Source organism: Micrococcus sp. CS26, from assembly GCF_055522295.1.
In genome coordinates this window covers 103511-128432 of sequence record NZ_JBVFVY010000004.1, presented here as the reverse complement: position 1 = coordinate 128432, position 24922 = coordinate 103511, and the positions used below count along the sequence as shown (strand labels likewise).

Genomic DNA, 24922 nt, shown 5'->3' with positions numbered 1-24922 from the left:
TAGCGTCGGGGCCAGGACCGTCCCGCCCACCGAAGGAGCAGTCATGCGCGCCGAGCAGGTCACCGATCCCATCGCCTACCACGGCGAGGGCCCCGTCTGGGCCGCCTCCTGGGGCGCCGCCGCCGAGGGCGTGACCGCCGGCGGCGGCCTGCGCTGGGTGGACATGCTCGCCGGGGACGTCCTGTCCCTGCGCGCCGACGGCACGGTGGACCGCACGCACGTCGGCGACGTGGCCGCCGCGCTGCGCCCGCGTGCGGGGGGTGGCGCCGTCGTCGCGGTGGAGCGGGGCTTCGCCCTGATCTCGCCCGAGGGCGAGCTGACGACGCTGCCTGAGCTGTGGGGCGCGGACGCCGGGATCCGGATGAACGAGGGCGGCTGCGACCCGGACGGCCGGTTCCACTGCGGCACCATGGCGTACGCCAAGACCCCCGGCGCCGCGAACCTCTACCGGCTCGCCCCCGGACCCGACGGCGGCGCCGGCGAGGTGGACGTCGTGCTGACCGGCGCGACGACGTCCAACGGCCTGGAGTGGAGCCCGGACGGCACGCTGGCCTACTACAACGACACCCCCACGCGGCAGGTGGCCGTGTTCGACTACTCCCGCGAGGAGGGCCTGACGAACCGGCGCGTGCTCGTGGACGTGCTCGACGGGGAGGGCAAGCCGGACGGACTCACCGTGGACGCCGAGGGCGGGATCTGGGTGGCCGTGATCAGCCACGGGCAGATCCACCGGTACACGCCCGAGGGGACGCTCGACGAGGTGGTCGAGGTGCCCGTGCAGAAGACCACGGCGTGCACCTTCGGCGGCGACGACCTCGGCACCCTCTACATCACCACCTCCTGGGAGAACCTGGAGCGCGGCGAGGACCCGCTGGCCGGGGCCCTGTTCGCCGTCCGCCCGGGGGTGACGGGCCTGCCGGCCCGCCCCTTCGCGGGCTGACGCCGTCACGCCGCACGTCATCGGCGGCGCGGTCCTGCGCGGTCCTGCGCCATCCTGCGCCGCGAGCCAGACGAATCTGCGGTCCAGAGGCTCCTTTCAGCGCGGAATCGTCTGGCTCGCGCCGGACTCAGGGGACGGCCGCGTGCTGCCGGATCCACGCGTGCATCGCGATGCCGGCGGCCACGCCCGCGTTGATCGAGCGGGTGGAGCCGTACTGCGCGATGGACAACACCGCGCTCGACGCCGCCCGCACCTCCGCCGAGAGTCCCGGCCCCTCCTGCCCGAAGACGAGCACGCAGGCACGCGGGAAGTCGAAGGTCTCCACCGGCACCGACTCGGGGAACAGGTCCACGCCGAGCACGGGCAGCCCCTCCCCCGCCGCCCACGCGGTGAACGCCGCCACCGTCTCGTGGTGACGCACGTGCAGGTAGCGGTCGGTGACCATGGCGCCGCGCCGGTTCCAGCGGCGCCGCCCGATGATGTGCACCCCGGCGGCGTTGAACGCGTTGGCGGTGCGCACGACGGTGCCGATGTTCAGGTCGTGCTGCCAGTTCTCGATGGCCACGTGGAACGGGTGCCGCCGCGCGTCGAGGTCCGCGACGATCGCCTCGAGGCGCCAGTAGCGGTAGCGGTCGAGGACGTTGCGGCGGTCGCCGTGCGCGAGCAGCTCCGGGTCGTGGCGGGGGTCCTCCGGCCACGGGCCGAGCCACGGCCCGACGCCGACCTCACGGGGCGCGGGGCCTTCCTCGGCCGGCGCGGGCTCGTTCAGCGGCCGGCCTCGGACCGGTCGACGGCGGCCCAGGCGGCCCCGGCGGACACCGCGGCCACGGAGAGCACGGCCGGCCACGCGCCGATCTTCTTGGCCAGCGGGTGGGAGGCGCCGAAGCCGCCGAGGTACAGGGCGGCCAGGCCCCCGGTGACGGCCGGCCCCCGCGTGGCCAACCACGTCCGGCCGGCATACAGGCCGGCGGCGGCCAGCACGACACCGCCGAGCGGCCGGATGCCGGTCTCACGGGCGGTCAGGTAGCCGCCGATCAGACCGAATGCGGTGACCGGGGCCGTGGAGACGGCGTGGGCGGGGAGCAGGGTCTTGCCGTCGCGGACGACGGGCGGGGCATGACGCGGAGTCTTCATGGCGCCACCGTAGCGCGCGCATCCTGGAATCCGCCGGGGGCCGCCGTCGGGGAGAATGTCCGGGTGAGCATGATCGACAACGCCGTGTACGTGGACGGGCGGCGCGTCCACGCCCCCTCCACCCTCGAGGACACCTGGGAGGAGTGTGAGCGCACCGGCGGCATGGCCTGGCTGGGCCTGTACCGCCCGGACGTGGCCGAGCTCCAAGCGGTCGCGGAGGAGCTGCGCCTGCACCCGCTCGCCGTCGAGGACGCCCTCGCCGGAGGCGAGCGCGCCAAGCTGGACCGCTACGGCGAGGACTCGTTCATGGTCCTGCACCCGGCCCGCTACGTCGACCGCACCGAGACCGTGGAGTTCGGCGAGCTGAGCGTCTTCACCGGTGAGCACTACGTGGTGACGGTGCGTCACGCGGAGGAGCCGGACCTGGCCGCCGTGCGACGGTCCCTGGAGACGGAGGGCCGCGAGCGCCTCGCGATGGGGCCGTGGCAGGTCACCCTGGAGATCCTGGACCGGGTCGTGGACGACTACTTCCCGGTGGCCGACGGCCTCGAACAGGACATCGCGGAGATCGAGGACCAGGTCTTCGCCGGCGACGGGCACGTCTCCCGGCGCATCTACGAGCTCTCCCGCGAGGTGCTGAACTTCCAGCACGCCATCCGCGCGCTGCCGTCCATCGTGGAGCAGCTCCAGGAGGAGGTGCGCACCCGCCTGCATGAGGACACCCGCCGCCTCGACGCCGACGGCCTGCCCCGGCGCGACGACGCCCACGCCTGGGAGGACGAGGAGCTCAGCGATCAGGCGCGCCTCGAGGTGGAGAACCTGCGCCGCCTGCGCGACGTCCACGACCACGCCGTCCAGATCAACGAGCGCGTGATGACCATGCGCCAGATGCTCAACAACGCCCTCGAGCTGGACTCGACGCTGGCGTCGAAGCGGCTGGCCGAGCAGTCGATCGCCCAGAACGAGCAGGTCAAGCAGATCTCGTCCTGGGCGGCGATCATCTTCGCGCCGCAGCTGGTGGGCTCGGTCTACGGCATGAACTTCGACGGCATGCCCGAGCTGCACTGGGCGTTCGGCTATCCGTTCGCCCTGGGACTCATGCTGGCGGTGGCCCTCACCCTCTTCGTGCTGTTCAAGCGCGCGGACTGGCTCTAGGCGGGCGGCGCGGGGCCGGCCGAGGCTCAGTCGAGGCCGAGCTCGTCCTTGCCGAACGCGTACAGGTACGGCACCCCCGCCTCCTCGGCCACGCGCTCGGCGGCGCCGGTCGCACGGTCCACGATCACGGCCACGGCCTGGACGTCGCCGCCCGCGTTGCGCACGCCCTCGACGGCGGTGAGCGCGGAGCCGCCCGTCGTCGAGGTGTCCTCCAGCACGACGACGCGGCGCCCGTCCACGCCCGGGCCCTCCACCTGCCGGCCCATGCCGTACGACTTCTGCGCCTTGCGCACCACGAACGCGTCGAGCGCGCGGCCCACGGTGCCGGCCTGATGCATCATCGCGGTGGCCACGGGGTCGGCGCCCATGGTCAGGCCGCCCACCGCGTCGAACTCGATCCCGTTCTCCTCGAGCAGGCGCAGCATCACGCGGCCGATCAGTGGGGCGGCCTCGTGGTGCAGGGTGACACGACGCAGGTCCACGTAGTAGTCCGCCTCCTTGCCGGAGGACAGGGTCACCCGGCCGTGCACCACGGCCAGCTCCTGGATGAGCTGCTTGAGCCGCTCGCGGTCCTGCTCGGGCGTGGGGACGGTGGGGGTCTGCGCGTCGGTCATGCCGCCCATGCTAGTGCGAGCCCGGCCACCCCTGCCGATTCCGTCCCGGCCTGGCTAGGCTCGGGTTATGAGCGAGATCCCGCACGACGACGCCCCCGTCCAGCATCCCTCCGGCCTGCCCCTGGCGCACTGGCTCACCCTCACCGAGGGCCTGATCGCGGCGCGCGTGGCCGAGAGCCTCGAGGAGCACGGCCTGACCCGCGTCCAGTGGCAGCTGCTGAACACCCTCACGGTGGCCCCGCAGTCCCGCGCCGAGCTCGAGGCCGGCTTCGAGGAGGAGCAGCGCGGCGCGGTGTCCGGTCAGATCGAGGAGCTGGTCGAGTCCCACTGGGTGACGGTCGAGGGCGACCTCTACACCCTCACCGCCACGGGCCGCACCGCGGGCGCCCGCGTGGGTGAGGCGGTCGAGGCCCTGCGTGCCGAGGCGACGGCGGACGTCCCGCGGGACCAGATCGACGACGCCGTCCGCGTCCTGCGCCGCATCGCCCGCAACCTGGGGCACCCGGACGCGTGAGCCGTCGTCGCCGACCGCCCCTGTCCCCGTGCGCGGGGCCGGTCCTACGCTGACCGGCATGCGTGAACTCCAGCAGCGGATCATCGCCCAGCAGGGCGTCCTCCCCGAGATCGACCCGGCGGCCGAAGTCGAACGGCGCGTGGCCTTCCTCGCCGACTACCTCGCGGCCACGGGCGCGTCCGGCTTCGTCCTGGGCATCTCCGGCGGCGTGGACTCCACGGTGGGCGGCCGGCTGGCCCAGCTCGCCGTCGAGCGTCGCCGCGCCCAGCTCGGCGTCCCGGACGCCGTCGCCCTGGGCGGCCCCGGCACCACCCCGCCGGGTGAGGCGGGGGTGGGCGCCGACGTCGTGCCCTCCCGCGAGAACCCCCGGTTCACCGCCGTGCGCCTGCCCTACAAGGTGCAGCACGACGAGGCGGATGCCCGGGCCGCCATGGACTTCGTGGGCGCGGACCAGGACGTCACCCTGAACATCGCGGAGGCCGTGCAGGGTCTGGCCGCCGCCTTCGCCGAGGCCGTGGGGGAGCCGATCTCGGACTACAACCAGGGCAACGTGAAGGCCCGCATCCGCATGACGGCCCAGTACGCGGTGGCCGGCGCCCACGGGCAGCTGGTGATCGGCACGGACCAGGCGGCGGAGGCCATCACGGGCTTCTACACGAAGTTCGGCGACGGCGGCGCGGACGTCCTGCCGCTGGCTGGCCTGAACAAGCGGCAGGTGCGGGCGCTGGGCCGCGAACTCGGCGCCCCCGAGCCCCTGTGGAACAAGGTGCCCACCGCGGACCTGCTGGACGGCACGCCGGGCCAGACGGACGAGGCCGAACTCGGGATGACGTACGAGGACATCGACGACTACCTCGAGGGCAAGGACGTCCCTACCGAGGTCGCGGAGAAGCTCGAGGGCATCTGGCTCCGCAGCCGCCACAAGCGCACCACGCCGGTGACGATCCACGACGACTGGTGGCGCTGAGGCGCCGATCCCACGGTGTCCGCGCCCTTCGATAGCCTGGCCGGGTGAAGATCGCCACCTGGAACGTCAACTCCCTCCGTGCCCGCGCCGACCGCGTCGAGGCCTTCCTCGAGCGCCATGACATCGACGTCCTGGCCATCCAGGAGACCAAGTGCCGGGACGAGAACTTCCCGTGGGAGCTCTTCGAGCGCGCCGGCTACGAGGTGGTGCACAACGGCACCTCGCAGTGGAACGGCGTGGCCATCGCCTCCCGCGTCGGCCTGAGCGACGTGCAGCGCGGCTTCCCCGGCCAGCCGCACTTCGGCAAGGGCGGCGTGGACCCGCAGGAGGAGTCCCGCGCCATCGGGGCGACCGTGGGCGCGGAGGCGGCCGACGGCGTCGCCCCGGTGCGCCTGTGGAGCCTGTACGTGCCCAACGGGCGCGGCCTGGAGAACGAGCACATGGGCTACAAGCTCGAGTGGCTGCGCGTGCTCCAGGAGCACGCGGCCGCTCGCCTCGCCGAGGACCCGGACACCCGGCTCGCCCTGACCGGCGACTGGAACATCGCTCCGCAGGACGAGGACGTGTGGGACATCGAGCTGTTCCAGCGCGAGGGCTACACGCACGTCTCCCCGGCCGAGCGCGCGGCGTTCCACGCGTTCGAGGACGCCGGGCTGGTGGACGTGGTGCGCCCGCGCCACCCCGGCCCCGGCGTGTACACGTACTGGGACTACACGGGCCTGGCCTTCCCCAAGAAGAAGGGCATGCGCATCGACTTCCAGCTGTGCTCCCCCGCCCTCGCACGGACGGTCACGGACGCCTGGATCGACCGCGAGGAGCGCAAGGGCAAGGGCGCCTCGGACCACGCGCCCGTGGTCGTCGAGCTGGGCTGAGCCACGGATGAGCCCGCGATGACCCACGACGACGGCGGCCCGCCCCCGGGTGTCGCGCGCGGCACCGCGCACCTGCGCGTCTTCCAGCCGCTGGCCACGTTCCCGGACGCGGTCCAGGCGCGGCTGATCGCCGGCGGCCACCGCACCCGTGCCGAGGTCGAGGCCGAGGCGGCCGAACGGGCCCGGCGTCGCCTGGCCCGGCCCGTGGCCGACCCGTTCCCGGAACCCGGTGAGGACGACCTGGTGCGGGTCCTCCAGGACGAGCACCGCTCCGCCTTCTACTGCCCGGACGAGCGGGGCCTGCGCGCCGAGATGGCCGCGGCCATGCTCGAGGAGACGATGCTGCCGCGGCTGCACGAGGCCGCCATCCCGCCGGCGGCGCGCGCCATGAACCGCGGCCGCGCGCTCGTGGCGCTCGAGGACGAGTGGGGCCTCTCCCCCGACCCGGACGCGGCGGGCCAGGACCCGCAGGACGAGGGCGGCGCGCCGGAGCACCACCGCGTGCAGACGCGCACGGCCACGTGGGGTGTGCCGCACGGCTGGCTCACGGTGTTCGACCCCGAGGAGCCGGTGAAGCGCCTCGTGGACGGCGAGCGCACGGCGTACCGGCGCGCCCCGATCGTGGCCGCCCGGGAGCGGGCCGGGCACGCGGCGGCGGTGCTCGCGCGGCACGCCCCGGATGCGGAGCTGATCGGCGAGCTCACGGTGATGGTGGAGTGGCTCGGCGCGTTCCACCCCGACTCGTGGATCGAGCTGGACTACGGCGGCCTCACGCGGCACGTGTGGCCGGACGACTCCGTCTTCGACCTGTGGACGCTCATCGACGCGCTCGAGGAGGGCGACGAGGCGACCGCCGGCGTCGCACAGGAACGACTGAACCGGCGCTGGGCCGCCGTCGGGATGCTGGCCAGGCTGACCTGAGCCGGCCGCCGGCGCACCGGGGTGGGGCCGACCCGGGTGCTCGAGACGCACACCACGCCGCCGACGCCGCCCACGCGGGGCGCGCGCCCCGGCGTCGGGCCTAGGGTGGATCCCATGACCACGCAGCGCCTGAGCACCCCGCCCTCGGAAGCCCGGAACCGGCCCGTCACGCCGTGGTGGGTGGACGCCGTGATCTACCAGGTGTACCCGCGCTCCTTCGCGGACGCGGACGGGGACGGCATGGGCGACCTGCGCGGCGTCACCTCGCGCCTCGACTACCTGGCCCAGCTCGGCGTGGACGCGATCTGGCTCTCGCCCTTCTACCTCTCCCCGCAGCACGACGCCGGCTACGACGTCGCGGACTACCGCGCCGTGGACCCGCGGTTCGGCACGCTCGCGGACGCGGACGAGATGATCGCCGCCGCGCACGAGGCCGGCATCCGCGTGGTCGTGGACCTCGTGCCGAACCACACCTCGTCCGAGCACGCGTGGTTCCAGGCCGCCCTGGCCGCCGCCCCCGGCTCCCCCGAGCGCGCCCGCTACCACTTCGCCGAGGGCCGCGGCGAGCACGGCGAGCTGCCCCCCAACAACTGGGAGTCCACGTTCGGCGGCGGGGCCTGGACCCGTGTGACCGAGGCGGACGGCACCCCGGGCCAGTGGTACCTGCACCTGTTCGACACCACGCAGCCGGACCTGAACTGGGAGAACGAGGAGGTGCGCGAGGAGTTCCGCTCCATCCTGCGGTTCTGGCTGGACCGCGGCGTGGACGGCTTCCGGGTGGACGTGGCCCACGGGCTCATCAAGCAGCCCGGCTACCCGGACGCCGAGCACTCCCGCATGGGCATGGTCACGGACGCGGGCGAGGACGCCGACCCCACGTTCGACCCGGACACCTTCGAGCCGCTCACCCCGTTCATGGACCAGGACCGCGTCCACGAGGTCTACCGGGACTGGCGGCGGGTCCTGGACTCCTACGACCACGAGCCGATGATGGTGGCCGAGGCGTGGGTGGCCCCGCTCTCGCGGATGTTCCGGTACGTCCGCCCCGGCGAGATGCACCAGACCTTCAACTTCACCTACCTCATGGCCGGCTGGGACGCCGCCTCGCTGACCCACGCGATCGACCGGTCCTTCGAGCAGGCCGGCCGGGTCGGCGCCCCGAACACCTGGGTGCTCTCGAACCACGACACGGTGCGCCACGCCTCCCGCTACGGCCTCGCCGACCCGAGCTCCTACCCCGCCGGCATCACGGCCGAGGACGAGCAGCCAGACGAGGCGGTCGGTCGCCGTCGGGCCCGCGCCGCCGCGATGGTGGAGCTGGGCCTGCCCGGCTCCGCGTACATCTACCAGGGCGACGAGCTGGGCCTGCCCGAGCACACCACCCTCGCCGCCGAGCATCGCCAGGACCCGTACTTCTTCCGCACGGACGGCAAGGAGCCCGGCCGCGACGGCTGCCGCATCCCTCTGCCGTGGGCCGCGGACGAGCCGTCCTACGGCTTCTCGACCCCCGCGGACGACGACGGCCCCGCGTCCGCCGCCGAGGGCGTCGCCGCGCCGTGGCTGCCCCAGCCCGCGTCCTTCCGGGCGCTGGCGGCGGACCGGCAGGTCGGCGTCGAGGGCTCCGTGTTCGAGCTGTACCGGCGTCTGCTGCAGATCCGCGGCGAGCTCGACCTGGGCACGGGCACGTTCGCGTGGTCCGAGCACCACGACCCCGCACGCGGGGTGCTGGCGTTCACGGTCACCTCGGGCGGTGGCCGGCACCTGGGCTCGGGCGAGCCGATCCCGGCGCGCACCGTGCTCGTGATGGCGAACCTGTCGACCGATCCCGTCGACCTGCCCGCGGGCCATTCCCGGGCCCTGTTCTCCCTCGAGGAGGCGGAGGCCGTGCAGGACGGGCGGCTCGCGCACGACGCCGCCGCGTGGCTGCTCATGGACTGAGCCCGGCGCGCCCCGGGACCCGCCGGGGCACCCCGGACCTTCCGCGGGGAATCCGCGGTGGGCGAGGTCACATCATCCGGCCCGGCCGGACGAACGCGACGTAACGTCCACGATGACTCGCATCACACCGGACAAAGTGGCATGAACGCTGTGTCACGAGTCACCATGGCGTGTCCTGATCCACCCCCCTTCGAGCGGAGACTTCACGTGAGCACCTCCCCCTTCGGCTCCCGCGTCGCCGAGACCGGCGCGGCCACCGCGGACCGCGGGCAGCTGCACCGCGGCCTGAGCCAGCGGCACATCATGTTCATCGCCCTGGGCACGGCGGTGGGCACCGGCCTCTTCTACGGCTCGGCCGGCGGCATCCAGGCCGCCGGGCCGGGCGTGATCCTGTCCTTCCTCGTCGCGGGCGCCGCCGTGTTCCTCGTGATGCGCGCCCTCGGCGAGATGACGCTCCGGGAGCCCGTCTCCGGGTCCTTCGCCGCCTACGCCTCCCGTTATCTCGGCCCCTTCGCCGGCTACGTGACCGGCTGGACCTTCGTCTTCGAGCTGGCCGTCGTGATCGTCGCGGACACCGCCGCCATCACCACGTACATGGCGTTCTGGTTCCCGGGGGTCCCGGCCTGGGCCTGGGTCGCGGCCACGATCCTCGTGGTCGGCCTGATCAACTTCACGCACGTCGGCAACTTCGGTGAGGCCGAGTTCTGGCTGACGCTCGTGAAGGTCGGGGCCATCGTGGCGATGATCTTCGGCGGTGTGATCCTGCTCTTCACCGGCGCCTCCACCGCGGACGGCACCCAGGCCAGCCTGGCGAACCTCGTGGACCACGGCGGATTCCTGCCGCACGGCATCCTGGGCGTGCTGACCGCGCTCACCATCGTGACGTTCTCCTTCGGCGGCATCGAGACCCTCGGCGTGGCCGCGGGCGAGGCCAAGAACCCGGAGAAGGTGCTGCCCAAGGCCATCAACACGGTGCCGATCCGCATCCTGTTGTTCTACGTGCTGACGATGGCGGTCATCATGGCCCTCGTCCCCTGGAACCAGGTGGACGGCAAGGCCAGCCCGTTCGTGCAGATCTTCGAGGGCCTCGGCGTCCCCTTCGCCCCGCACCTGCTGAACTTCGTGGTGCTCACCGCCGCCGTCTCCGCGATCAACGCCTGCATCTACGCGTCCGGTCGCCTGCTCTACGCGATGGCCCACGACGGCCAGGCACCCCGGGCCTTCACCCACACCAACCGCGGCGGCGTGCCGTGGCTGTCCGTGGCCGTGATGCTGGGCGTGATGGTGCTCGGCGCGGTGCTGATCACCGTGGACCCGAACGCCTTCAGCCTGGTGGCCGGCGTCGCCTCGTTCGCCGTGGTGCTGACCTGGGCCATGATCTTCCTGTCCCACCGCGCCATGCGCAGGCGCGTCGCGGAGCAGGGCGCGGAGCCGTCCCCCTTCCCCATGCCGCTGGGCGGCGTCGGCACCTACCTGGGCCTGGCGTTCGTGGCCACCGTGGTGATCACCATGGCCACCATCCCGGATTCGCGCCAGGCGCTCATCATCGGTCTCGTGTGGGTCGCGGTCCTGACCCTCGCCTGGTTCGTCACGGGCACCCGCACGTCGGCCGCGGCCCACGACCGCACCGGCACCCTGCCGGTGGTCCGCACCCGCCAGTCCCACGAGGACTGACCCCCACGACGACGACGGCCCCTGTCCCGCGCGGGACAGGGGCCGTTCTCGTCGGGGCCGGGAGGGCGCCCGGGGGCGGACGTCAGTGCCCGTGGCGGCGCAGCCGGGTGCGGCGCGGCCCCTCCGAGGCCGGGACGCCGGCGGCCGCATCGGCGATCCGCTGCTGGTGGTCCCGGCTGAGCGAGGCCCACCACTGCGAGGCCGCCACGGGGCCGGCGTCGACCACCTCGTCGTCGTCGGACTCGAGGCCCAGGCGGTCCTTGATGGAGGCCAGCATGGCCTGACGGCGCACCGCCTCCACCCGCGCCACGGAGTAGCCGAGCGAGCGGAACGTGGCCAGGCAGATCAGCAGCATCAGCACGGAGAACGGCAGGCCGATGGTGATGGCCAGGACCTGGATGGCGGACAGGCCGCCGGCGGCCAGCAGGGCCGCGGCCATGAGCGAGGTGGCGATGGCGAAGAAGATCTTCACCGTGGCCTTCGGGTTCACGTCGCCGCCGGTGGCGAGCATGCCCATCACCAGCGAGCCCGAGTCGGCGGAGGTGATGAAGAAGATGCCCGAGAGGATGATGGCGCCGACCACGAGCATCATGCCCGCGGGCAGCTGCTCGAGCACCTGGAAGAGCGCGGTGTTCGAGTCGATGGCGCCGTCCGCGCCCACCACGGAGGTGTACCCGGCCGGGCGGGTGGTCTCGAGGAAGATCGCGGTGCCGCCCAGGATGCCGAACCAGACCACGCAGACCAGGGTGGGCACCAGCAGCACGCCGGCGATGAACTCGCGCACGGTGCGACCGCGCGAGATGCGGGCGATGAAGATGCCGACGAACGGCGTCCAGGACATCCACCAGCCCCAGTAGTACGCGCTCCAGCCGGCCTGCCACGCGTCGCCCTCGGCGCCGTAGAACGCGGAGACGTTGAGCGAGTTCGCGAAGAAGTACTGCATGTAGGAGCCGAGGGACTGCACCATCTCCTTGAGCAGGAACGCGGTGGGCCCCACGATCGCGATGAACAGCAGCAGTCCGGCGGCCAGGATCAGGTTGGTGTTGGACAGCCACTTCATGCCGCGCTCGACACCGGAGACCACGGTGTAGAGCACCACGCAGGTGACCGCGCCGATCATGGCGTACTCGAGCCAGGGGCTGTCCTCGGGCACGATGCCCAGCGCGCGCAGGCCCGCGGACATCTGGGTGACGCCGAGGCCCAGCGAGGTGGCCACGCCGAAGACGGTGCCGATGAGGGCGATGTTGTCGATCAGGTGGCCCCAGCCGCCGCGCACGCGGCGCTCGCCGATCAGCGGCTCGAAGGCCCAGCGCAGCGCGAGGGGACGGCCACGCCGGTGGATGGCCAGCGCGACCGCCACGCCCACCACCGCGTAGATCGCCCAGGGCTGCAGGCCCCAGTGCAGGAACGTGGTGGCCAGCGCCGACTGGGCGGCCTCCGCCTGGGTGGGGTTGGCGGCCGCCACGTCGGGCCGCGGCGAGGTGAAGTGCATGAGCGGCTCGGTCATGCCGAAGAACACGAGGCCGATGCCCATGCCCGCCGCGAAGAGCAGGGAGAACCAGGACAGCGTGGAGAACTCGGGCTTCTCATCGGGCTTGCCCAGGGTGATGTCGCCCTTGCGGGAGAACGCGAGGTAGCCGCAGAACAGCACGAAGAACAGGGCGACGAGGGCGTACCACCACGAGAAGTTCGTGATGATGGCCTGCTGGACCAGGCCGATGCCCACGGTCATCTGCTCGGGGGCGAGCAGCGTGGCCCCCACGAAGGAGAGCACGATGACCGCGGAGGGCCAGAACACCCACGGCAGCAGGACGCGGTCGCGGGCGGCCGCGGCGGAGGTGGCAGGGGCGACGGCGCCGTCGGCCGTGGGGGCGGAGGAGGGGCGGGTGTCGGCCCGCTCAGGATCCAGTGGATTCTTCAAGGGCGGTGTCGGATCGCTCATCCTCCCGACCCTACGTGGTCCCGCGCGCCGGCCCCCCGCCTGAGACGCGGCCGAGTGGACGGTCTCACCCGGCCGGGTGACCGCGCCCACGGCCCCGGCGCGGGCGCCCCCTGGTGAGGCGTGGGCGGCCTCACTAGGGTGTGGGGCACCACGACGACGGCGGCGCCGGACGGGCCCGCCCGTGAGAGGAAGGACCCGCACCATGACCGACGTCCCCTTCGAGGACCGCGAGGACGAACGAGAGCTCGAGACGGACCTGCTCGCCGATCCCAACGCCGCCGGCGACCCCGAGCCGGAGGACGGCCGCGACGGCCAGCCCGTGCGCGGCGGCTCGGACGACCCGCAGCACCGGGCCGGGGAGGGACGTGCCCCGGACTCCCTGCGCAATGCGGAGTCCGCCGCCATGCACATCGAGGAGGACGCCCAGGACCGCACGCGTGCGGACGAGGGCGACGTCGAGATCCTGTGAACGCCCCTCAGCCCCGGTCGGGGACGAGGCCGGTGCGCAGGAGGGTGAGTGCCTCGTCCTGCCCGAGGAGCGGCTGACGCATCTCGTCGCGGAGGAAGTCGAGCATCGCCGCGGCCAGCGCCGGCTCCTCGGAGGCGATCGCGTCCGTCGCGATCGCGGCGTGGAAGTCGAGGGCGAACGCGGCCGTGGCGGTCTCGGCGATGCAGCTGTGGGTGGAGACGCCGCACAGCAGGAGCCGATCCACCCCGCGGCCCCGCAGCTCGGCCGCCAGTCCTGTGCCGTGGAAGGCGGAGTCCCGGGTCTTCACGACCTCGACGGCGTCCGGGGCGGCCGCCGCGACCCCGTCGAGCAGAGCGGCCTGCCGGGTGCCCGGGAAGGCGAAGCCCTCGTCGTCGGCCAGCATGTTCAACGTCCACGTGGAGCGGTCCCGCGCGTGCTCGGTCCGCACCAGGAAGACGGGACGGCCGGCCTCGTGCGCGGCCCGGAGCAGTTCCACGACCGCCGCCGTCAGCTCGGACTGATGGGCGGCCAGCGCGGGATGCTCGAAGTAGCTGTGCTGGACGTCGATCACCACGAGCGCGGTCTCGCCGCCGGTCGCGCGGGCGGAGGGGGAATCGGGCATCGACCCAGTGTGCCCACCGCGTCGCCGCCTGTCAGCGGCCCGTCGCCCCGGACGACGAAGGCCCCCCGCGTCTGCGGGGGGCCTTCTCGAAGTGGTGGCTCCGACCGGCGTCGATCCGGTGACCTTACGATTTTCAGTCGTACGCTCTACCAACTGAGCTACAGAGCCCGGCGACCTTCGTCACCAGGACCATGCGTCACCGGACTCCGTTTCCGAATGCCGGTGATCGGACGATCCGAGCGACCCTGACGGGACTTGAACCCGCGACCTCCGCCGTGACAGGGCGGCGCGCTAACCAACTGCGCTACAGGGCCATGTTCTGTTGTTCTCGCTACTTTCGCAACGAGTGGAAACTCTAGCAGAGCCTCCGAGCGTCGTGCAAATCCACGCTCCATGTGCCGTTCCGGCTGCCGAAGGCGGCTGTTCTGCGTACCCCCAACGGGATTCGAACCCGTGTCGCCGCCGTGAAAGGGCGGTGTCCTAGGCCTCTAGACGATAGGGGCAGGTCCGGTGTCGAGATTCCCGAGGTGGACCCTGGGAGTCTATGGTGGCCGCAGACCCTCCGGCAAGTCCGGCCGCCGGCCGGCCGCCCTCCGCGCCGCGGAGCCCCGCACACCCAGGAGCCGCCGTGGACCACCGCCCGTCGCCCGAGCAGCCCGCCGCCACGTGGATGAGCGAGCAGGAGTTCGACGACGCCGTCTCCGCGGCCCTCACCCGCATCCCGGACGAGCTGGCACGGCTGCTGACGAACGTCGTCGTGGTGGTGGAGGACGAGTACGAGCCGCAGCGCTGGGAGGACCCGGCCACCGAGCTGTTCGGCCTCTACGAGGGCGTGCCGCTGACCGAGCGCGCCGAGTTCGCGTGGCAGATGCCGGACCGGATCGTGGTGTTCCGCGGCCCGCTCACCCGCCACTGCACCTCCCGCGCCGAGCTCGAGGACGAGATCACCGTCACCGTCATGCACGAGGTGGGGCATTTCTTCGGCATCTCCGAGGAGCGCCTCCACGAGCTCGGCTGGGGCTGAGCGCCGGTCAGGACCCCGACTGGTCCTGGACCGGGCCGAACGAGGCGCGGCGGCCGAGGCGGACGTCCTTGCGGAACGGGACGACGAGCACCGGGCCCTTCGCGTGGTCCGCGACGCCGCGGCTCGTGGAGCCGACGATCGCACCGGCGAAGCCGCCCAGACCGCGCGTGCCCACCACGGTGAGGCGGGCGGTGGCGGTCTGGTCCACCATCACGTCCACGGGGGTGCCGTCCACGAGCTCGGTGAGGACCTCGAGGCCGGGGAACTCGGAGCGGATCCACGCGGCGCCGGCGTCGAGACGCTCGCGCAGCTCCCGCTCTCGGGCCTCCTCGTCCAGGCTGACGGCCAGCCACGCGGCGTTCGCGCCCAGGGGCGGGACGGCGCACACGAGCTTCAGCGGGGCCTGGCGGAGGCGGGCCTCCTCAGCGGCCTCGAGAGCGGCGGCACGGCCCTGCTCGGAACCGTCGACGCCCACCACGACGGCGGTCCTGTCCCCCGCGCGGCTGGCCTCGACCCCGGCGGGGATGATGGCGACCGGGCAGTGCGCGTGGCCGGGCAGCGCGGCGGCCACCGAGCCGAGCAGGCGGCCCATGAAGCCGCCGCGGCCGCGCGCGCCCGAGACGAGCAGGGAGGCCTCGGCGGAGAGCTCCACGAGGACGCCGGCCGCGTCCCCGATCTCCACACGCAGCTCCGGACGCACCCCGTCGGCGTCGAGCTTGCCGGCGACCTCCTCCAGGAGGGCCTGCACGCCCTCGCGGAGACGGGAGTCGTCCAGGACGGCGCCGCCGGCGTCCGCGCCGTAACCCCAGTACGCGGGGATCGAGTAGGCGGTGACGAGGGTCAGCGGCTCGCCGCGCAGGCCGGCCTCGCGCTGGGCCCAGCGGGCGGCGGAGACGGACTGGTCGGAGCCGTCCACACCCACCAGGACGCCGAGCGGTGCGTCCTCACGGCGGGTGGCGGCGGGCTGGGTCTGGGCGGACATGGCGACCTCCTCGAGTCGGACTCGACGGGCCCCGGGCGGACCCGGCCGAGTGCCTCCAGTCTACGCTACGCCTCGGGGCCCGGGACGAGTCCCGTGATCCCGGGCGCGACGCCCGCGGGGAAGCCGCGTGGATCCTCCGCGAGCCGGGCCGGGAAGGCGTCCATGCGCAGGGCACGGGCCAGGCGGTCGCGGGGGTCGGAGCCGGGCGGGGCGTCCGCGGCGGGGCGGGCCACGGGAGCGTCCGAGGCCGCCACGATGACGTTGCCGCGGCGCCGCCCCTTGAGCATGGGCGGATCCGCGATCACCTCGACGTGCTCGAACGCGGCGACGACGGCGGCCACGTCCGCCCGCACCGACGTCAGGTCCGGCCCGCCGCCCACGTTGAGCACGTACAGCCCGCCGGGGGCGAGGACCCGCGCGGCGGCGCGGGCCGCGTCCAGGCCGGTGAGGCCCGGCGGGGTGATGTGGCGGGCGCCCGTCAGGTCCGTGGGGTCCGGGGCGAAGACGTCGCGGATGATCAGGTCGCGGCTGGCCGGGTGGGCCGTGGCCAGGACCTCGGCGGCGTCGGCCACGCGGATGCGCAGGGCCGGGGCGCGGGGCAGGCCGAAGCGCTCACGCGCGAGGGCGGCCAGGCCGGCGTCGATCTCCACCGCGGTCTGGTGGGAGCCCGGGTACGCGTGGTCCACCCAGCGGGCGAGCGCGCAGCCCGCGCCGCCCAGGTGCAGGGCCCGCAGGGGCGTGGGCTCCGGCCAGTGCGCCCGGACGGCCGCGGCGGCCCAGCGCATGTACTCGAAGGCCATGCGCTCGGGGCGCTCGGGGTCCAGCGGCGAGGACTCGACGCCGTTGACGTAGAGGATGAACGCGCCCGGCTCGAAGGCGTTCTCGCGGATCTCGGCGGTGCCGTGGGTGATCGCGTGGACGCCCGGCTCGATCCCGGCGGGGCCGGCGGCTCCGCCCGCGGCCCGGCCCCGGCGCGCCGACGACCGGCGGCTCACGCCGCACCGCCGTCGTGCGGGAGACGGCGCACCATCAGCTGCTCGTGCAGGCCGGCCCACGGGCCGGTCATCGGCTCCGGCGCCCCCACGGACGCGAAGCCGTGCTTGGCGTAGAACGCGACGGCCCGCGGATTCTCGGCGAGGACGCGCAGCACGGCGGGACGGTCGCCGACGACGGCGTCCAGCAGGCGCGCTCCCAGACCGGTGCCGTACGCCTCGGCCAGGACGTAGAGCACCATGAGCTCCACATCGGGCAGGTCGGCGGGCGATGCGGCCGCGTCGTCCGCGCCCGTCCGGCCCGTCTCCGCCGCCGAGCGACGCGGGCCCGCGAGCGCCACGCCGAGCAGCCGGCCGCCGTCGTCGGCGACCCAGAGGTCTCGGTCCGATCCGATCAGCGCGGTCCACACGGGCACGTCCTCTGGGATCCGGTCCTCGATCGCGTCCAGGTACGCGGACGGCAGGAGCGCGCCGTAGGCCTCCCGCCACGACCGCGCCTTGACGCGCAGCAGCGCCTCGACGTCCCCGGGGGCGGCGGGGCGCACGGTCACAGACTCAGGCACGGGCTGCTCCTCTGGGCCGCCGGCGCGGCGGCCATTTCTCGAACGAAAGCGCCTCGACACGCCGCCGTTTCTCGAACGAAAGCGTCCGGGGGGGCAGCGGGGAGGGGGGTCACCCGGCGTCGCCGTCGCGCGGGGCTGGGGCGGCGCGCCGCCCCTCGTCCTCGGCGAGGGCCGACTCGAGGCGCTCGAGCTTGCCGTCCAGCTCGCCGGTGCGGCCGGGGCGGATGTCCGCCTTCAGCACGAGCGAGACGCGTGTGCCGTACGGGGACACGGCGTCCACGGCGGCGCGCACGACCTCCATCACCTCGTCCCACTCCCCCTCGATCTCGGTGAACATCGAGGAGGTGCGGTGCGGCAGGCCGGAGGCGCGCACCACGGCGACGGCGGCCGCCACCGCCCGGTGCACGGACGCGGTGTCCGCGTCGCCGGGCAGGTGCTCGGCGTCGGCGGGTTGGCCGGAGGGGGCGACGGAGAAGGCGACGATCATGGCACCAGTGTGCCCCGCCCCCGCCGCCGGCTCACCCCCCGAGCACCGGCTGCAGGGCCTTGATCAGCTCGTTCACGCCGATCGCCACGAACACGGCCGCGGTCAGGCCCAACAGGGTGTTGCGGACCCAGCCGTTGCGGAACTGCCGCGGCACGTCCTTCGTGTTGTTGAGGAACAGCAGGGTCACGGCCAGGAACGGCATGAACAGGGCGCCGAGCGTGCCGTAGAGCAGGATCAGGAAGATCGGCCGGTCCAGGAACAGCAGCGCCATGGGCGGCAGGGTCAGCCACAGCAGGAAGAAGCGGCCGGGCTTCGAGGACAGCGACGGCGCGTCGTCCTGGTCCAGCTCCTCGGCGGGCCGGCGGAAGTTCGTCCAGAAGTCCGCGAACATCAGCGAGACGCCGTGCCACACGCCCAGCAGGGAGGAGAAGGACGCGGCGAAGAATCCGATGAGGAACACCGTGGACCACGCCGAGCCGTAGCGCTCGGCCAGCACGTCGCCGACGTCGAGCAGGCCCTTGTCGCCCGAGGAGATCGCCAGCCCCGCCGAGTGCAGCAGCTCCACGCCCATGACCATGGTGGCGATCACGAAGATGCCCGTGAGGATGTACGAGGTCGCATTGTCGAACCGCATGACCTTCAGGTACTTCGGGACGTTCCAGCCCTTCTCGCGCAGCCAGTAGCCGTAGGCCGCGAGCGTGATGGTGCCGCCGACGCCGCCGGCGAGGCCGAGCACGTAGAACATGGCCTGGGGATCGCCGGAGGGCAGGCGCGGCACGAGACCGGCCAGGATCGCGCCCAGGTTCGGAACGGTCAGTGCCGCCGAGAGCAGCACGGTCACGAACATGACGCCGATCAGCACCGTCATGAGCCACTCGATGAGCCGGTACCTGTCCAGCCAGACCAGCCCCAGGCCGATCAGGCCCGAGGCGATCGCGAACACCTTGCTGTCCACCCCGGGGAACAGCGCCGCGAGCGGCAGGGCGGTGGAGGACATCGCCGTCGCCCCGTACACGATGCCCCAGATGAGGATGTACGGGCCGAAGTACCAGGACGTCCAGGCCCCGAGGGTGCGCCAACCCTGGAAGATCGTCTTGCCGGTGGAGAGGTAGTAGCGGCCCACGCCCTCCACGAGCACGATCTTGAAGATCACGCCCAGCACCACGGCCCACAGCAGCATGTAGCCGTAGCGGGAGCCGGCGGTCAGGGTGGCCACCAGGTCCGCCGCGCCCACGCCCGTGGCCGCGGCGACGATGCCCGGGCCGAGGGAGTTCCAGCGCGGGCGGATCGGCGTCTCGTTCAGTTCGGCGTCGGTGAACCCGACGATGTCCGGGTTGTGCACGGGGCGCCCGGGGTCGACGGCGTGGGCCATGGGATGCTCCTGCGATCGGGGATGCGAGTGATGCAGCAAGTATCACGCACGGGGCGACGCCGCTCACATCACTCCGCGGTGCTTCACACGTGCGTCCCGTCCGCCTCCACCGCGATGCCCAGCTCGTTGCCCGGGATCGAGGCGAGCAGGCGGCGGGTGTACGGGTGCCGGGGGTTGGTGAAGACCTCCTCCGAGCTGGCCGCCTCCACCACCTCGCCGTCCTTCATGACGCACACGTAGTCGGAGATGAGCCGCACCACCGCCAGGTCGTGCGAGATGAACAGGTAGCTCAGCCCCAGCTCGTCCTGCAGGCGGCGCAGCAGCGTGAGGATCTGGTCCTGCACGAGCACGTCCAGCGCGGAGACCGGCTCGTCGCACACGATCAGCTCGGGGTTCAGCGCGAGCGCCCGGGCGATCGCCACGCGCTGGCGCTGTCCACCCGAGAGCTCGGCCGGGTACCGGCGGTGGAAGTGGGAGGGCAGGGCCACCTGGTCCATGAGCTCGAGCACGCGCGCCCGCCGCTGCGTGGCGTTGCCCCGCCGGTACGTCTGCAGCGGCTCCTCGATGATCCGGCCCACCGTGAACGAGGGGTTGAGCGAGGAGAAGGGGTCCTGGAACACGGCCTGCACGCGCTGCCGGAAGTCCTTGAGCCCCTCCCCCTTCAGCGCCAGCACATCCCTGCCCTCGAAGGTGATCTCGCCCGAGGTCGGCTCGATCAGCTTGAGCAGCATGCGCGCCGTCGTCGTCTTGCCGGAGCCGGACTCGCCGACGATCGAGACGGTCTTGCCGCGCGGGATCTTCAGGGAGACGTCCTTCACGGCGATGAAGTCCTCGTGCCCGCGCACGGGATAGACCTTGGTGAGGTCGCGGATCTCCACCAGCGGGGTGAGGTCCTGCTTCGCCAGGGCCACCGTGGTCAGGGCCGCCGTGTCGTCCTCGGCCAGTGCGACGGGCGCGGGATCGAAGGCCTCGGGCAGCAGGCGGGCCGCCGCCACCGACGGCGCGGCCGCCACGAGCGAGCGGGTGTAGGCGTGCTGCGGGTCCTCGAGGATGGCCCGCGCGTCGCCCGACTCCACCACGCGTCCGCGGTGCATCACCACGAGCTGCTGCGCGCGCTCGGCGGCGAGGCCGAGGTCATGGGTGATCAGCAGCACGGAGCTGCCGAGCTCGCGGGTCATCTCCTCGATCTGGTCCAGGATCACCTGCTGCACCGTCACGTCCAGGGCGGAGGTCGGCTCGTCCGCGATCAGCAGCTGCGGCCGGCACGCCAGGCCGATGGCGATCAGCACGCGCTGGCGCAGGCCGCCCGAGAGCTCGTGCGGGTACTGCTTGGCCCGCCGCGCCGGCTCGGGGATGCCGGCGCGCTCCATCACCTCGACGACGGCGGCCCCCACGTCCTTCTTCGTCGCCATGCCGTGGGTCAGCAGGGTCTCCCCGATCTGCTGACCCACCCGGGTCACGGGGTTGAGGTTGGACATCGGGTCCTGCGGCACCAGCCCGATCCGGCGGCCACGGATGCGGCGCATCCGCGACTCGGGCAGGCCCACGAGCTCCTCGCCCGCGAAGCGGACGGAGCCCGCCGTGACCCGGCCGTTGCCGGGCAGCAGGCCGATCGCGGCCATCGCGGTGGTGGACTTGCCCGAGCCGGACTCGCCCACGATCGCCAGCGTGCCGCCGGCCGGGAGCGTGAGGGACGCGCCCTCCACGGCCTGCACGGTGCCCTGCTGGGTGGTGAACTCCACATCCAGGTCGCGGATCTCCAGCAGCGGGGCGCCGGCCGCGGGGACCGCGGGTGTCGTGCCGGGGCCGGGCGCGCCGTCGTCGTGCTTGGGGTCCATGGTCAGCGCCTCCGGGAGGTCGGGTCGAGGGCCTCGCGCAGGGACTCGCCCAGCAGGGTGAAGCCGAGCGCGGTGATGGCGATGCACAGGCCGGGCAGGAACGCGAGCCACGGGTTGATGCCCAGCTCGGCCTGCGCGTAGGTGAGCATGCGGCCCCACTCGGCGGTCTCGGGGCGGCCGCCGCCGAGGCCCAGGAAGGACAGGGCGGCCGCGTCGATCACGGCCGTGGCCAGGGTGAGCGTGGCCTGCACGATCACGGGGCCCAGCGAGTTCGGCAGCACGTGGGACATCGTGATCCGTCCGCGCGAGAGGCCGAGGGTCTGCGCCGCGAGCACGTAGTCCGACCCCTTCTGCGTGAGCATCGAGGACCGCAGCAGTCGCGCGAACACGGGCACCTGCGCCACCCCGATCGCGATCATCACCGCGAACGGGGTCTGCCCGAGGATCGCCGCGATGGACACCGCCAGCAGCAGGTTCGGCACCGAGAGCAGGATGTCCACGACGCGCATCACCACGGAGTCCACCCAGCCGCCGAACGTGCCGGCCAGCAGGCCGAGCAGCATGCCGCCGGCCAGGCCGAACGCCGTCGAGATGACGCCGATGAGCAGCGAGGCCTGCGCGCCCCAGATCAGCTTGGAGAGCACGTCCCCGCCGAAGCGGTCCAGGCCCAGCGGGTAGCCGGCCACCTCGCCGGGGCCGGGCACGTGGGTGGGGCGGATCTCGCGCATGCCGGGTGTGGCCGTGCCCGCGTACGGGGCCAGCACCGGGGCGAGGACGGCCACGAGCACGAAGAGCAGCACGATCACGGCGCCGGCGATCGCCGCCGGGTTGCGGCGCAGCCGCTGGAACGCGGCGCCCCACACGGAGGTGCCGCGGGTGTCCGCGGCGGCCTCGGTGGTCGCCTGGGTGGCCCCGGCCTCGACGGGCGCCAGCGCGTGCTCGACGGCGTGCTCGGTGGGTCCGCCGCCGGGGCTGGGGGGCAGGTTCACGCTCATGAGACACGCACCCTCGGGTCGATGAGGCCGTAGGAGACGTCCACGACCAGGTTGATCAGCGAGTAGAGCAGGGCGATGAAGATGATGAAGCCCTGCAGCACCGGGAAGTCGAGCTGGAAGATCGCCTGCGCGAGGAACCGGCCGATCCCGTTGAACGCGAACACCGTCTCGGTGAGCACCGCCCCGGAGATCAGCAGGCCCAGCTGCAGGCCGAGCGTGGTGCTCACCGGCAGCAGGGCGTTGCGCATGATGAACCGGTTTCGGATCAGGCGCGGGGCCAGGCCCTTGGCGCGGGCCGTGCGCACGAAGTCCGCGTCCTGCACGTCCAGCACGGAGGCACGGGTGATGCGCGCGATGATCGCCAGCGGGATGGTGCCCAGCGCGATGCCGGGCAGCACCAGGTGGGTCAGCGCGTTCAGGGCCGCGTCCCACTCCGCGGTGATGATGCCGTCCCACACGTAGAAGTTCGTGTAGTGGGTGGCGTCGATCCGCGGGTCCTGCCGGCCGTCCGTGGGCAGCCAGCCCAGCTTCACCGCGAACACCCACTTGAGGATGAACGCCAGGAAGAACACGGGCACCACCACGCCGACCAGGGACAGCACGACGGCGACGTCGTCCTGCCACCGGCCCACATGGCGGGCCGCCCAGTAGCCGAGCGGGATGCCGATGGCCACCGCGAACACGATCGCGAAGACCGAGAGCTCCAGCGTGGCCGGGAAGCGGTCCGCGAACTCCTCGACCACGGACCGGTTCGTCATGGTCGAGGTGCCGAAGTCGCCGCGCAGCAGCCGCCCCATGTAGGTGAGGTACTGCTCGAGCAGGGGCTTGTCGAAGCCGTACGCCGCGTTCACGCGGGCCACGGCCTCGGGGGTGGCGCGGTCGCCGAGCAGGGCGGTGGCGGGGCCGCCGGGCAGGCTGCGGACCCACACGAACAGCAGGACGGACAGTCCGAACAGGGTGGGGATCAGCAGCAGCAGGCGCTTGCCGATGAGTCTGAGCACGAGGGGCCTCCATGCCGGCGCGGGGGCCGGGCCGGTCGGTGCGAGGGACGGGCGGTGGCGGGCGGGCCGGCGACGACGGCGCCGGGGCGCGGCGCCGTCGTCGCCGGTGGGGCGGGTCGTCCCCGGCCCGCCGGGCTCACTCGGTCAGGTCGATCTCGTTGAAGACCTCGTCGTTGACCGGGCTCGCCGGGTAGGAGGCCACGCGCTTGTCGAAGGCCAGCGACGGGGCCGGGTGGGCGAGCGGGACCGCCGGGACGATCTCGGAGATCTGCTCGTTGATCTCCTGGTACTTCGGCGTCTGCTCCTCGAGCGTCGGGATCTGGCGGGCCTCCTCGAGGGCGGAGAACAGCTCCTCGTCGGTGAAGCCGAACTCGGGCTTCTCCTGGCCGAAGAACACGCCCACGAAGTTGTCCGTGTCGTTGTAGTCACCGGTCCAGCCGAGCAGGTGGATGCCGTGGTCCGAGGTGCCCTGCACCTGGTCGAGGTAGTCCGGGCTCCACTTGGCCGGCTTCGCGTTCACCGTGATGCCCACCTCGGCCAGCTGGCTCGAGAGGTTGGAGAACGCCTGCTCGGGGGTCGGCATGTACGGGCGCGAGACGCCGGTGGGGTAGTTGAAGTCGATCGTGAAGCCGTCCGGGTAGCCGGCCTCGGCGAGCAGCGCCTTGGCCTTGGCGGGGTCGTGCTCGTACGTGGTGACGTCCTCGCTGTACCCGTTCACGGACTTCGGGATGAACTGGGTGGCGGGCTCCGTGCCCTCGGGGAGGGTCTGCGCGATGAGGGCGTCCTTGTCGATCGCGTGGGCGATCGCCTGGCGCACCCTGACGTCCTGGAGCTCCTCCTTCTCCTGGTTCAGGCCCAGGTAGAGGATGGTGAACGGGTCGCGGGCCACCACGTTGAAGCCGGCCTCGGACAGCGCCGCGGTGTCCGCGGGGGCCACGAGGTCGTAGCCGTCGATGTCCCCGGCCTCGAGCGCCTGACGGCGGGCCACCGGGTCGTCGATCACGCGGAAGGTGATGTCCGTGACCTCGCCGCCCTCGCCCCAGTAGTCCTCGTTGGCGGTGAGCTTGACGTCCTCGCCCACGCTCCAGGACTCGAACTTGTAGGGGCCGGTGCCGGTGGGGTGTGCCCGGGCGTACTCGGACATCTGGGGCGACTCGGCGGTGCCGCCGACCTCGTCCGCCTTGTACTCCTCGAGCGCCTTCGGCGACTGCATGGCGAAGGCCGGCAGGGACAGGGAGGAGATGAAGCCCGCGAACGGCTGCGCCAGCGTGATCTTCACCTCGTGCTCGCCGGTGGCCTCGCACTCCTTGTAGACGGCGTCCTCGGGCTTGTCCGCGAAGCCGCGGAACAGCTTGCCGTAGTAGTACGAGAGGGTCTCCGACTGCTGGATGCCCGTGAAGTTGTACCAGCGGTCGAAGTTGGCGCACACGGCCTCCCCGTTGAACGGCTCGCCGTCGTGGAAGGTCACGCCCTCCTTCAGCTGGAACGTGTGGGTCAGGCCGTCCTCCGAGGACTCCCAGGACTCGGCCAGCAGCGGCGCGGGGTCCGCGGTGCCCGGCTTCGTGCCCACGAGGCCCTCGAAGATCTGACGGGAGACCCGGAACGTCTCGCCATCGCTCGCGAACGCCGGATCGAGGCTCTTGGGGTCGGAGGAGGCGGCGAAGATGAACGAGCCGTCCACTTGGGCGGCGTCGCCCCCGCCCGAGCCGCCGGAGCCGCCGCCGTCGCGCTGGCTCTGGGCGCAGCCGGTGACGAGCAGGGCGCCGGCCGCGGTGAGCGCGGCGGCGGACAGGAGTCGGTGACGCAGACGGGTGGCCATGGGGGCTCCTCCGGGAGAGGTCTCAGCCGAGACGCGGGTGCGAGGGGACCGCGCCGTCGGGTGTGACCTCGGGCACGCTCCTGGACG

The 24922-nt window shown here is 72.8% G+C and carries 24 protein-coding genes and 3 tRNA genes; 10 read left to right on the top strand and 17 right to left on the bottom strand.

Annotated features, from left to right (window positions below):
• Positions 1-43: 43 nt before the first annotated feature.
• Positions 44-940, top strand: a complete 897-nt coding sequence (locus ACZ1IK_RS03255; protein ID WP_078025971.1) for an SMP-30/gluconolactonase/LRE family protein — start codon at positions 44-46, stop codon at positions 938-940.
• A gap of 127 nt (positions 941-1067) precedes the next feature.
• Here ACZ1IK_RS03255 and ACZ1IK_RS03250 read toward each other — a convergent pair whose 3' ends face one another.
• Together ACZ1IK_RS03250 and ACZ1IK_RS03245 are read right to left on the bottom strand one after the other, a co-directional pair.
• Positions 1068-1709 (bottom strand): TrmH family RNA methyltransferase, encoded by a 642-nt coding sequence (locus ACZ1IK_RS03250; RefSeq protein WP_241246462.1) that lies wholly within the window; start codon positions 1707-1709, stop codon positions 1068-1070.
• Complete coding sequence (locus tag ACZ1IK_RS03245) at positions 1706-2074, bottom strand: hypothetical protein (protein WP_036316791.1); 369 nt, start codon at positions 2072-2074, stop codon at positions 1706-1708. The genes ACZ1IK_RS03250 and ACZ1IK_RS03245 overlap by 4 nt, the downstream gene beginning before the upstream one ends.
• Positions 2075-2143: 69 nt before the next feature.
• On the opposite strand from ACZ1IK_RS03245, the gene ACZ1IK_RS03240 reads away from it, so the two are divergent.
• The gene (locus ACZ1IK_RS03240; protein WP_036316798.1) at positions 2144-3229 is read left to right on the top strand and encodes a magnesium and cobalt transport protein CorA; all 1086 of its coding nucleotides are present in this window, start codon (positions 2144-2146) and stop codon (positions 3227-3229) included.
• Between the two features lie 26 nt (positions 3230-3255).
• Here ACZ1IK_RS03240 and pyrE read toward each other — a convergent pair whose 3' ends face one another.
• Positions 3256-3852, bottom strand: a complete 597-nt coding sequence (gene pyrE, locus ACZ1IK_RS03235; RefSeq protein ID WP_036316789.1) for an orotate phosphoribosyltransferase — start codon at positions 3850-3852, stop codon at positions 3256-3258.
• 58 nt (positions 3853-3910) lie between these two features.
• Between pyrE and ACZ1IK_RS03230 the strand changes: the two genes are divergently transcribed.
• The 6 genes from ACZ1IK_RS03230 (at position 3911) to ACZ1IK_RS03205 (ending at position 10729) form a co-directional block, all read left to right on the top strand.
• Positions 3911-4357 carry a MarR family winged helix-turn-helix transcriptional regulator gene (locus tag ACZ1IK_RS03230; protein WP_036316787.1) on the top strand — a complete coding sequence of 149 codons (447 nt, stop codon included), beginning with the start codon at positions 3911-3913 and terminating at the stop codon, positions 4355-4357.
• Positions 4358-4415: 58 nt separating this feature from the next.
• A complete protein-coding gene (gene nadE / locus ACZ1IK_RS03225; protein ID WP_036316784.1) occupies positions 4416-5324 on the top strand; it encodes an ammonia-dependent NAD(+) synthetase in 909 nt (302 codons plus the stop codon).
• Positions 5325-5368: 44 nt separating this feature from the next.
• Positions 5369-6196 (top strand): exodeoxyribonuclease III, encoded by an 828-nt coding sequence (locus ACZ1IK_RS03220; protein WP_036316782.1) that lies wholly within the window; start codon positions 5369-5371, stop codon positions 6194-6196.
• Positions 6197-6214: 18 nt separating this feature from the next.
• Positions 6215-7117 carry a DUF8083 family protein gene (locus ACZ1IK_RS03215; protein WP_036383519.1) on the top strand — a complete coding sequence of 301 codons (903 nt, stop codon included), beginning with the start codon at positions 6215-6217 and terminating at the stop codon, positions 7115-7117.
• Positions 7118-7231: 114 nt separating this feature from the next.
• Positions 7232-9055: a glycoside hydrolase family 13 protein gene (locus ACZ1IK_RS03210; protein ID WP_063189678.1), complete on the top strand. Its 1824-nt coding sequence runs from the start codon at positions 7232-7234 to the stop codon at positions 9053-9055.
• 207 nt (positions 9056-9262) lie between these two features.
• Entirely contained in the window at positions 9263-10729 is a 1467-nt protein-coding gene (locus tag ACZ1IK_RS03205) for an amino acid permease (RefSeq protein WP_049147815.1), read from the top strand.
• Positions 10730-10811: 82 nt separating this feature from the next.
• Here ACZ1IK_RS03205 and ACZ1IK_RS03200 read toward each other — a convergent pair whose 3' ends face one another.
• Entirely contained in the window at positions 10812-12671 is a 1860-nt protein-coding gene (locus ACZ1IK_RS03200; protein ID WP_069941068.1) for a BCCT family transporter, read from the bottom strand.
• A 202-nt stretch (positions 12672-12873) separates the two neighbouring features.
• On the opposite strand from ACZ1IK_RS03200, the gene ACZ1IK_RS03195 reads away from it, so the two are divergent.
• A complete protein-coding gene (locus ACZ1IK_RS03195; protein WP_041103606.1) occupies positions 12874-13140 on the top strand; it encodes a hypothetical protein in 267 nt (88 codons plus the stop codon).
• 7 nt (positions 13141-13147) lie between these two features.
• Here the strand turns inward: ACZ1IK_RS03195 and ACZ1IK_RS03190 are convergent, their stop codons facing one another.
• From ACZ1IK_RS03190 to ACZ1IK_RS03175, 4 genes are all read right to left on the bottom strand, one after another.
• The gene (locus ACZ1IK_RS03190) at positions 13148-13762 is read right to left on the bottom strand and encodes a cysteine hydrolase family protein (protein ID WP_069941069.1); all 615 of its coding nucleotides are present in this window, start codon (positions 13760-13762) and stop codon (positions 13148-13150) included.
• Positions 13763-13854: 92 nt separating this feature from the next.
• Positions 13855-13930: transfer RNA gene (locus ACZ1IK_RS03185), tRNA-Phe, on the bottom strand.
• A gap of 72 nt (positions 13931-14002) precedes the next feature.
• Positions 14003-14076, bottom strand: a tRNA-Asp gene (locus ACZ1IK_RS03180).
• Positions 14077-14192: 116 nt separating this feature from the next.
• A tRNA-Glu gene (locus ACZ1IK_RS03175) sits at positions 14193-14265 on the bottom strand.
• Between the two features lie 125 nt (positions 14266-14390).
• Between ACZ1IK_RS03175 and ACZ1IK_RS03170 the strand changes: the two genes are divergently transcribed.
• Positions 14391-14786, top strand: coding sequence for a metallopeptidase family protein (locus ACZ1IK_RS03170; RefSeq protein WP_002856128.1), 396 nt, complete (start codon positions 14391-14393; stop codon positions 14784-14786).
• Positions 14787-14793: 7 nt separating this feature from the next.
• Here ACZ1IK_RS03170 and ACZ1IK_RS03165 read toward each other — a convergent pair whose 3' ends face one another.
• The 9 genes from ACZ1IK_RS03165 to ACZ1IK_RS03125 form a co-directional block, all read right to left on the bottom strand.
• Positions 14794-15768 carry a universal stress protein gene (locus ACZ1IK_RS03165; RefSeq protein ID WP_465098317.1) on the bottom strand — a complete coding sequence of 325 codons (975 nt, stop codon included), beginning with the start codon at positions 15766-15768 and terminating at the stop codon, positions 14794-14796.
• Positions 15769-15833: 65 nt separating this feature from the next.
• Positions 15834-16763 (bottom strand): spermidine synthase, encoded by a 930-nt coding sequence (locus tag ACZ1IK_RS03160; protein ID WP_095353592.1) that lies wholly within the window; start codon positions 16761-16763, stop codon positions 15834-15836.
• A complete protein-coding gene (locus ACZ1IK_RS03155) occupies positions 16760-17323 on the bottom strand; it encodes a GNAT family N-acetyltransferase (protein ID WP_095353593.1) in 564 nt (187 codons plus the stop codon). The genes ACZ1IK_RS03160 and ACZ1IK_RS03155 overlap by 4 nt, the downstream gene beginning before the upstream one ends.
• A gap of 109 nt (positions 17324-17432) precedes the next feature.
• Positions 17433-17810, bottom strand: a complete 378-nt coding sequence (locus ACZ1IK_RS03150; RefSeq protein WP_036383533.1) for a thiamine-binding protein — start codon at positions 17808-17810, stop codon at positions 17433-17435.
• Positions 17811-17841: 31 nt separating this feature from the next.
• Positions 17842-19182 (bottom strand): Nramp family divalent metal transporter, encoded by a 1341-nt coding sequence (locus ACZ1IK_RS03145; protein ID WP_095353594.1) that lies wholly within the window; start codon positions 19180-19182, stop codon positions 17842-17844.
• An 83-nt stretch (positions 19183-19265) separates the two neighbouring features.
• Positions 19266-21020 (bottom strand): dipeptide ABC transporter ATP-binding protein, encoded by a 1755-nt coding sequence (locus ACZ1IK_RS03140; protein ID WP_465098316.1) that lies wholly within the window; start codon positions 21018-21020, stop codon positions 19266-19268.
• Between the two features lie 2 nt (positions 21021-21022).
• Complete coding sequence (locus ACZ1IK_RS03135; RefSeq protein WP_069941073.1) at positions 21023-22015, bottom strand: ABC transporter permease; 993 nt, start codon at positions 22013-22015, stop codon at positions 21023-21025.
• On the bottom strand, positions 22012-23016 hold the full coding sequence (locus ACZ1IK_RS03130; RefSeq protein ID WP_069941074.1) for an ABC transporter permease: 1005 nt from the start codon (positions 23014-23016) through the stop codon (positions 22012-22014). The genes ACZ1IK_RS03135 and ACZ1IK_RS03130 overlap by 4 nt, the downstream gene beginning before the upstream one ends.
• Positions 23017-23152: 136 nt before the next feature.
• Positions 23153-24835 carry an ABC transporter substrate-binding protein gene (locus ACZ1IK_RS03125; protein ID WP_134377017.1) on the bottom strand — a complete coding sequence of 561 codons (1683 nt, stop codon included), beginning with the start codon at positions 24833-24835 and terminating at the stop codon, positions 23153-23155.
• Between the last annotated feature and the right edge of the window lie 87 nt (positions 24836-24922).

Excerpts from the sequence above, each read along its gene's own strand:
- ACZ1IK_RS03255 (WP_078025971.1), top strand. The coding sequence starts at position 44 with ATGCGCGCCGAGCAGGTCACCGATCCCATCGCCTACCACGGCGAGGGC.
- ACZ1IK_RS03245 (WP_036316791.1), bottom strand. The coding sequence starts at position 2,074 with ATGAAGACTCCGCGTCATGCCCCGCCCGTCGTCCGCGACGGCAAGACC.
- ACZ1IK_RS03240 (WP_036316798.1), top strand. The coding sequence starts at position 2,144 with ATGATCGACAACGCCGTGTACGTGGACGGGCGGCGCGTCCACGCCCCC.
- pyrE (WP_036316789.1), bottom strand. The coding sequence starts at position 3,852 with ATGGGCGGCATGACCGACGCGCAGACCCCCACCGTCCCCACGCCCGAG.
- ACZ1IK_RS03230 (WP_036316787.1), top strand. The coding sequence starts at position 3,911 with ATGAGCGAGATCCCGCACGACGACGCCCCCGTCCAGCATCCCTCCGGC.
- nadE (WP_036316784.1), top strand. The coding sequence starts at position 4,416 with ATGCGTGAACTCCAGCAGCGGATCATCGCCCAGCAGGGCGTCCTCCCC.
- ACZ1IK_RS03215 (WP_036383519.1), top strand. The coding sequence starts at position 6,215 with ATGACCCACGACGACGGCGGCCCGCCCCCGGGTGTCGCGCGCGGCACC.
- ACZ1IK_RS03210 (WP_063189678.1), top strand. The coding sequence starts at position 7,232 with ATGACCACGCAGCGCCTGAGCACCCCGCCCTCGGAAGCCCGGAACCGG.
- ACZ1IK_RS03200 (WP_069941068.1), bottom strand. The coding sequence starts at position 12,671 with ATGAGCGATCCGACACCGCCCTTGAAGAATCCACTGGATCCTGAGCGG.
- ACZ1IK_RS03195 (WP_041103606.1), top strand. The coding sequence starts at position 12,874 with ATGACCGACGTCCCCTTCGAGGACCGCGAGGACGAACGAGAGCTCGAG.
- ACZ1IK_RS03190 (WP_069941069.1), bottom strand. The coding sequence starts at position 13,762 with ATGCCCGATTCCCCCTCCGCCCGCGCGACCGGCGGCGAGACCGCGCTC.
- ACZ1IK_RS03165 (WP_465098317.1), bottom strand. The coding sequence starts at position 15,768 with ATGTCCGCCCAGACCCAGCCCGCCGCCACCCGCCGTGAGGACGCACCG.
- ACZ1IK_RS03150 (WP_036383533.1), bottom strand. The coding sequence starts at position 17,810 with ATGATCGTCGCCTTCTCCGTCGCCCCCTCCGGCCAACCCGCCGACGCC.
- ACZ1IK_RS03145 (WP_095353594.1), bottom strand. The coding sequence starts at position 19,182 with ATGGCCCACGCCGTCGACCCCGGGCGCCCCGTGCACAACCCGGACATC.
- ACZ1IK_RS03140 (WP_465098316.1), bottom strand. The coding sequence starts at position 21,020 with ATGGACCCCAAGCACGACGACGGCGCGCCCGGCCCCGGCACGACACCC.
- ACZ1IK_RS03135 (WP_069941073.1), bottom strand. The coding sequence starts at position 22,015 with ATGAGCGTGAACCTGCCCCCCAGCCCCGGCGGCGGACCCACCGAGCAC.
- ACZ1IK_RS03125 (WP_134377017.1), bottom strand. The coding sequence starts at position 24,835 with ATGGCCACCCGTCTGCGTCACCGACTCCTGTCCGCCGCCGCGCTCACC.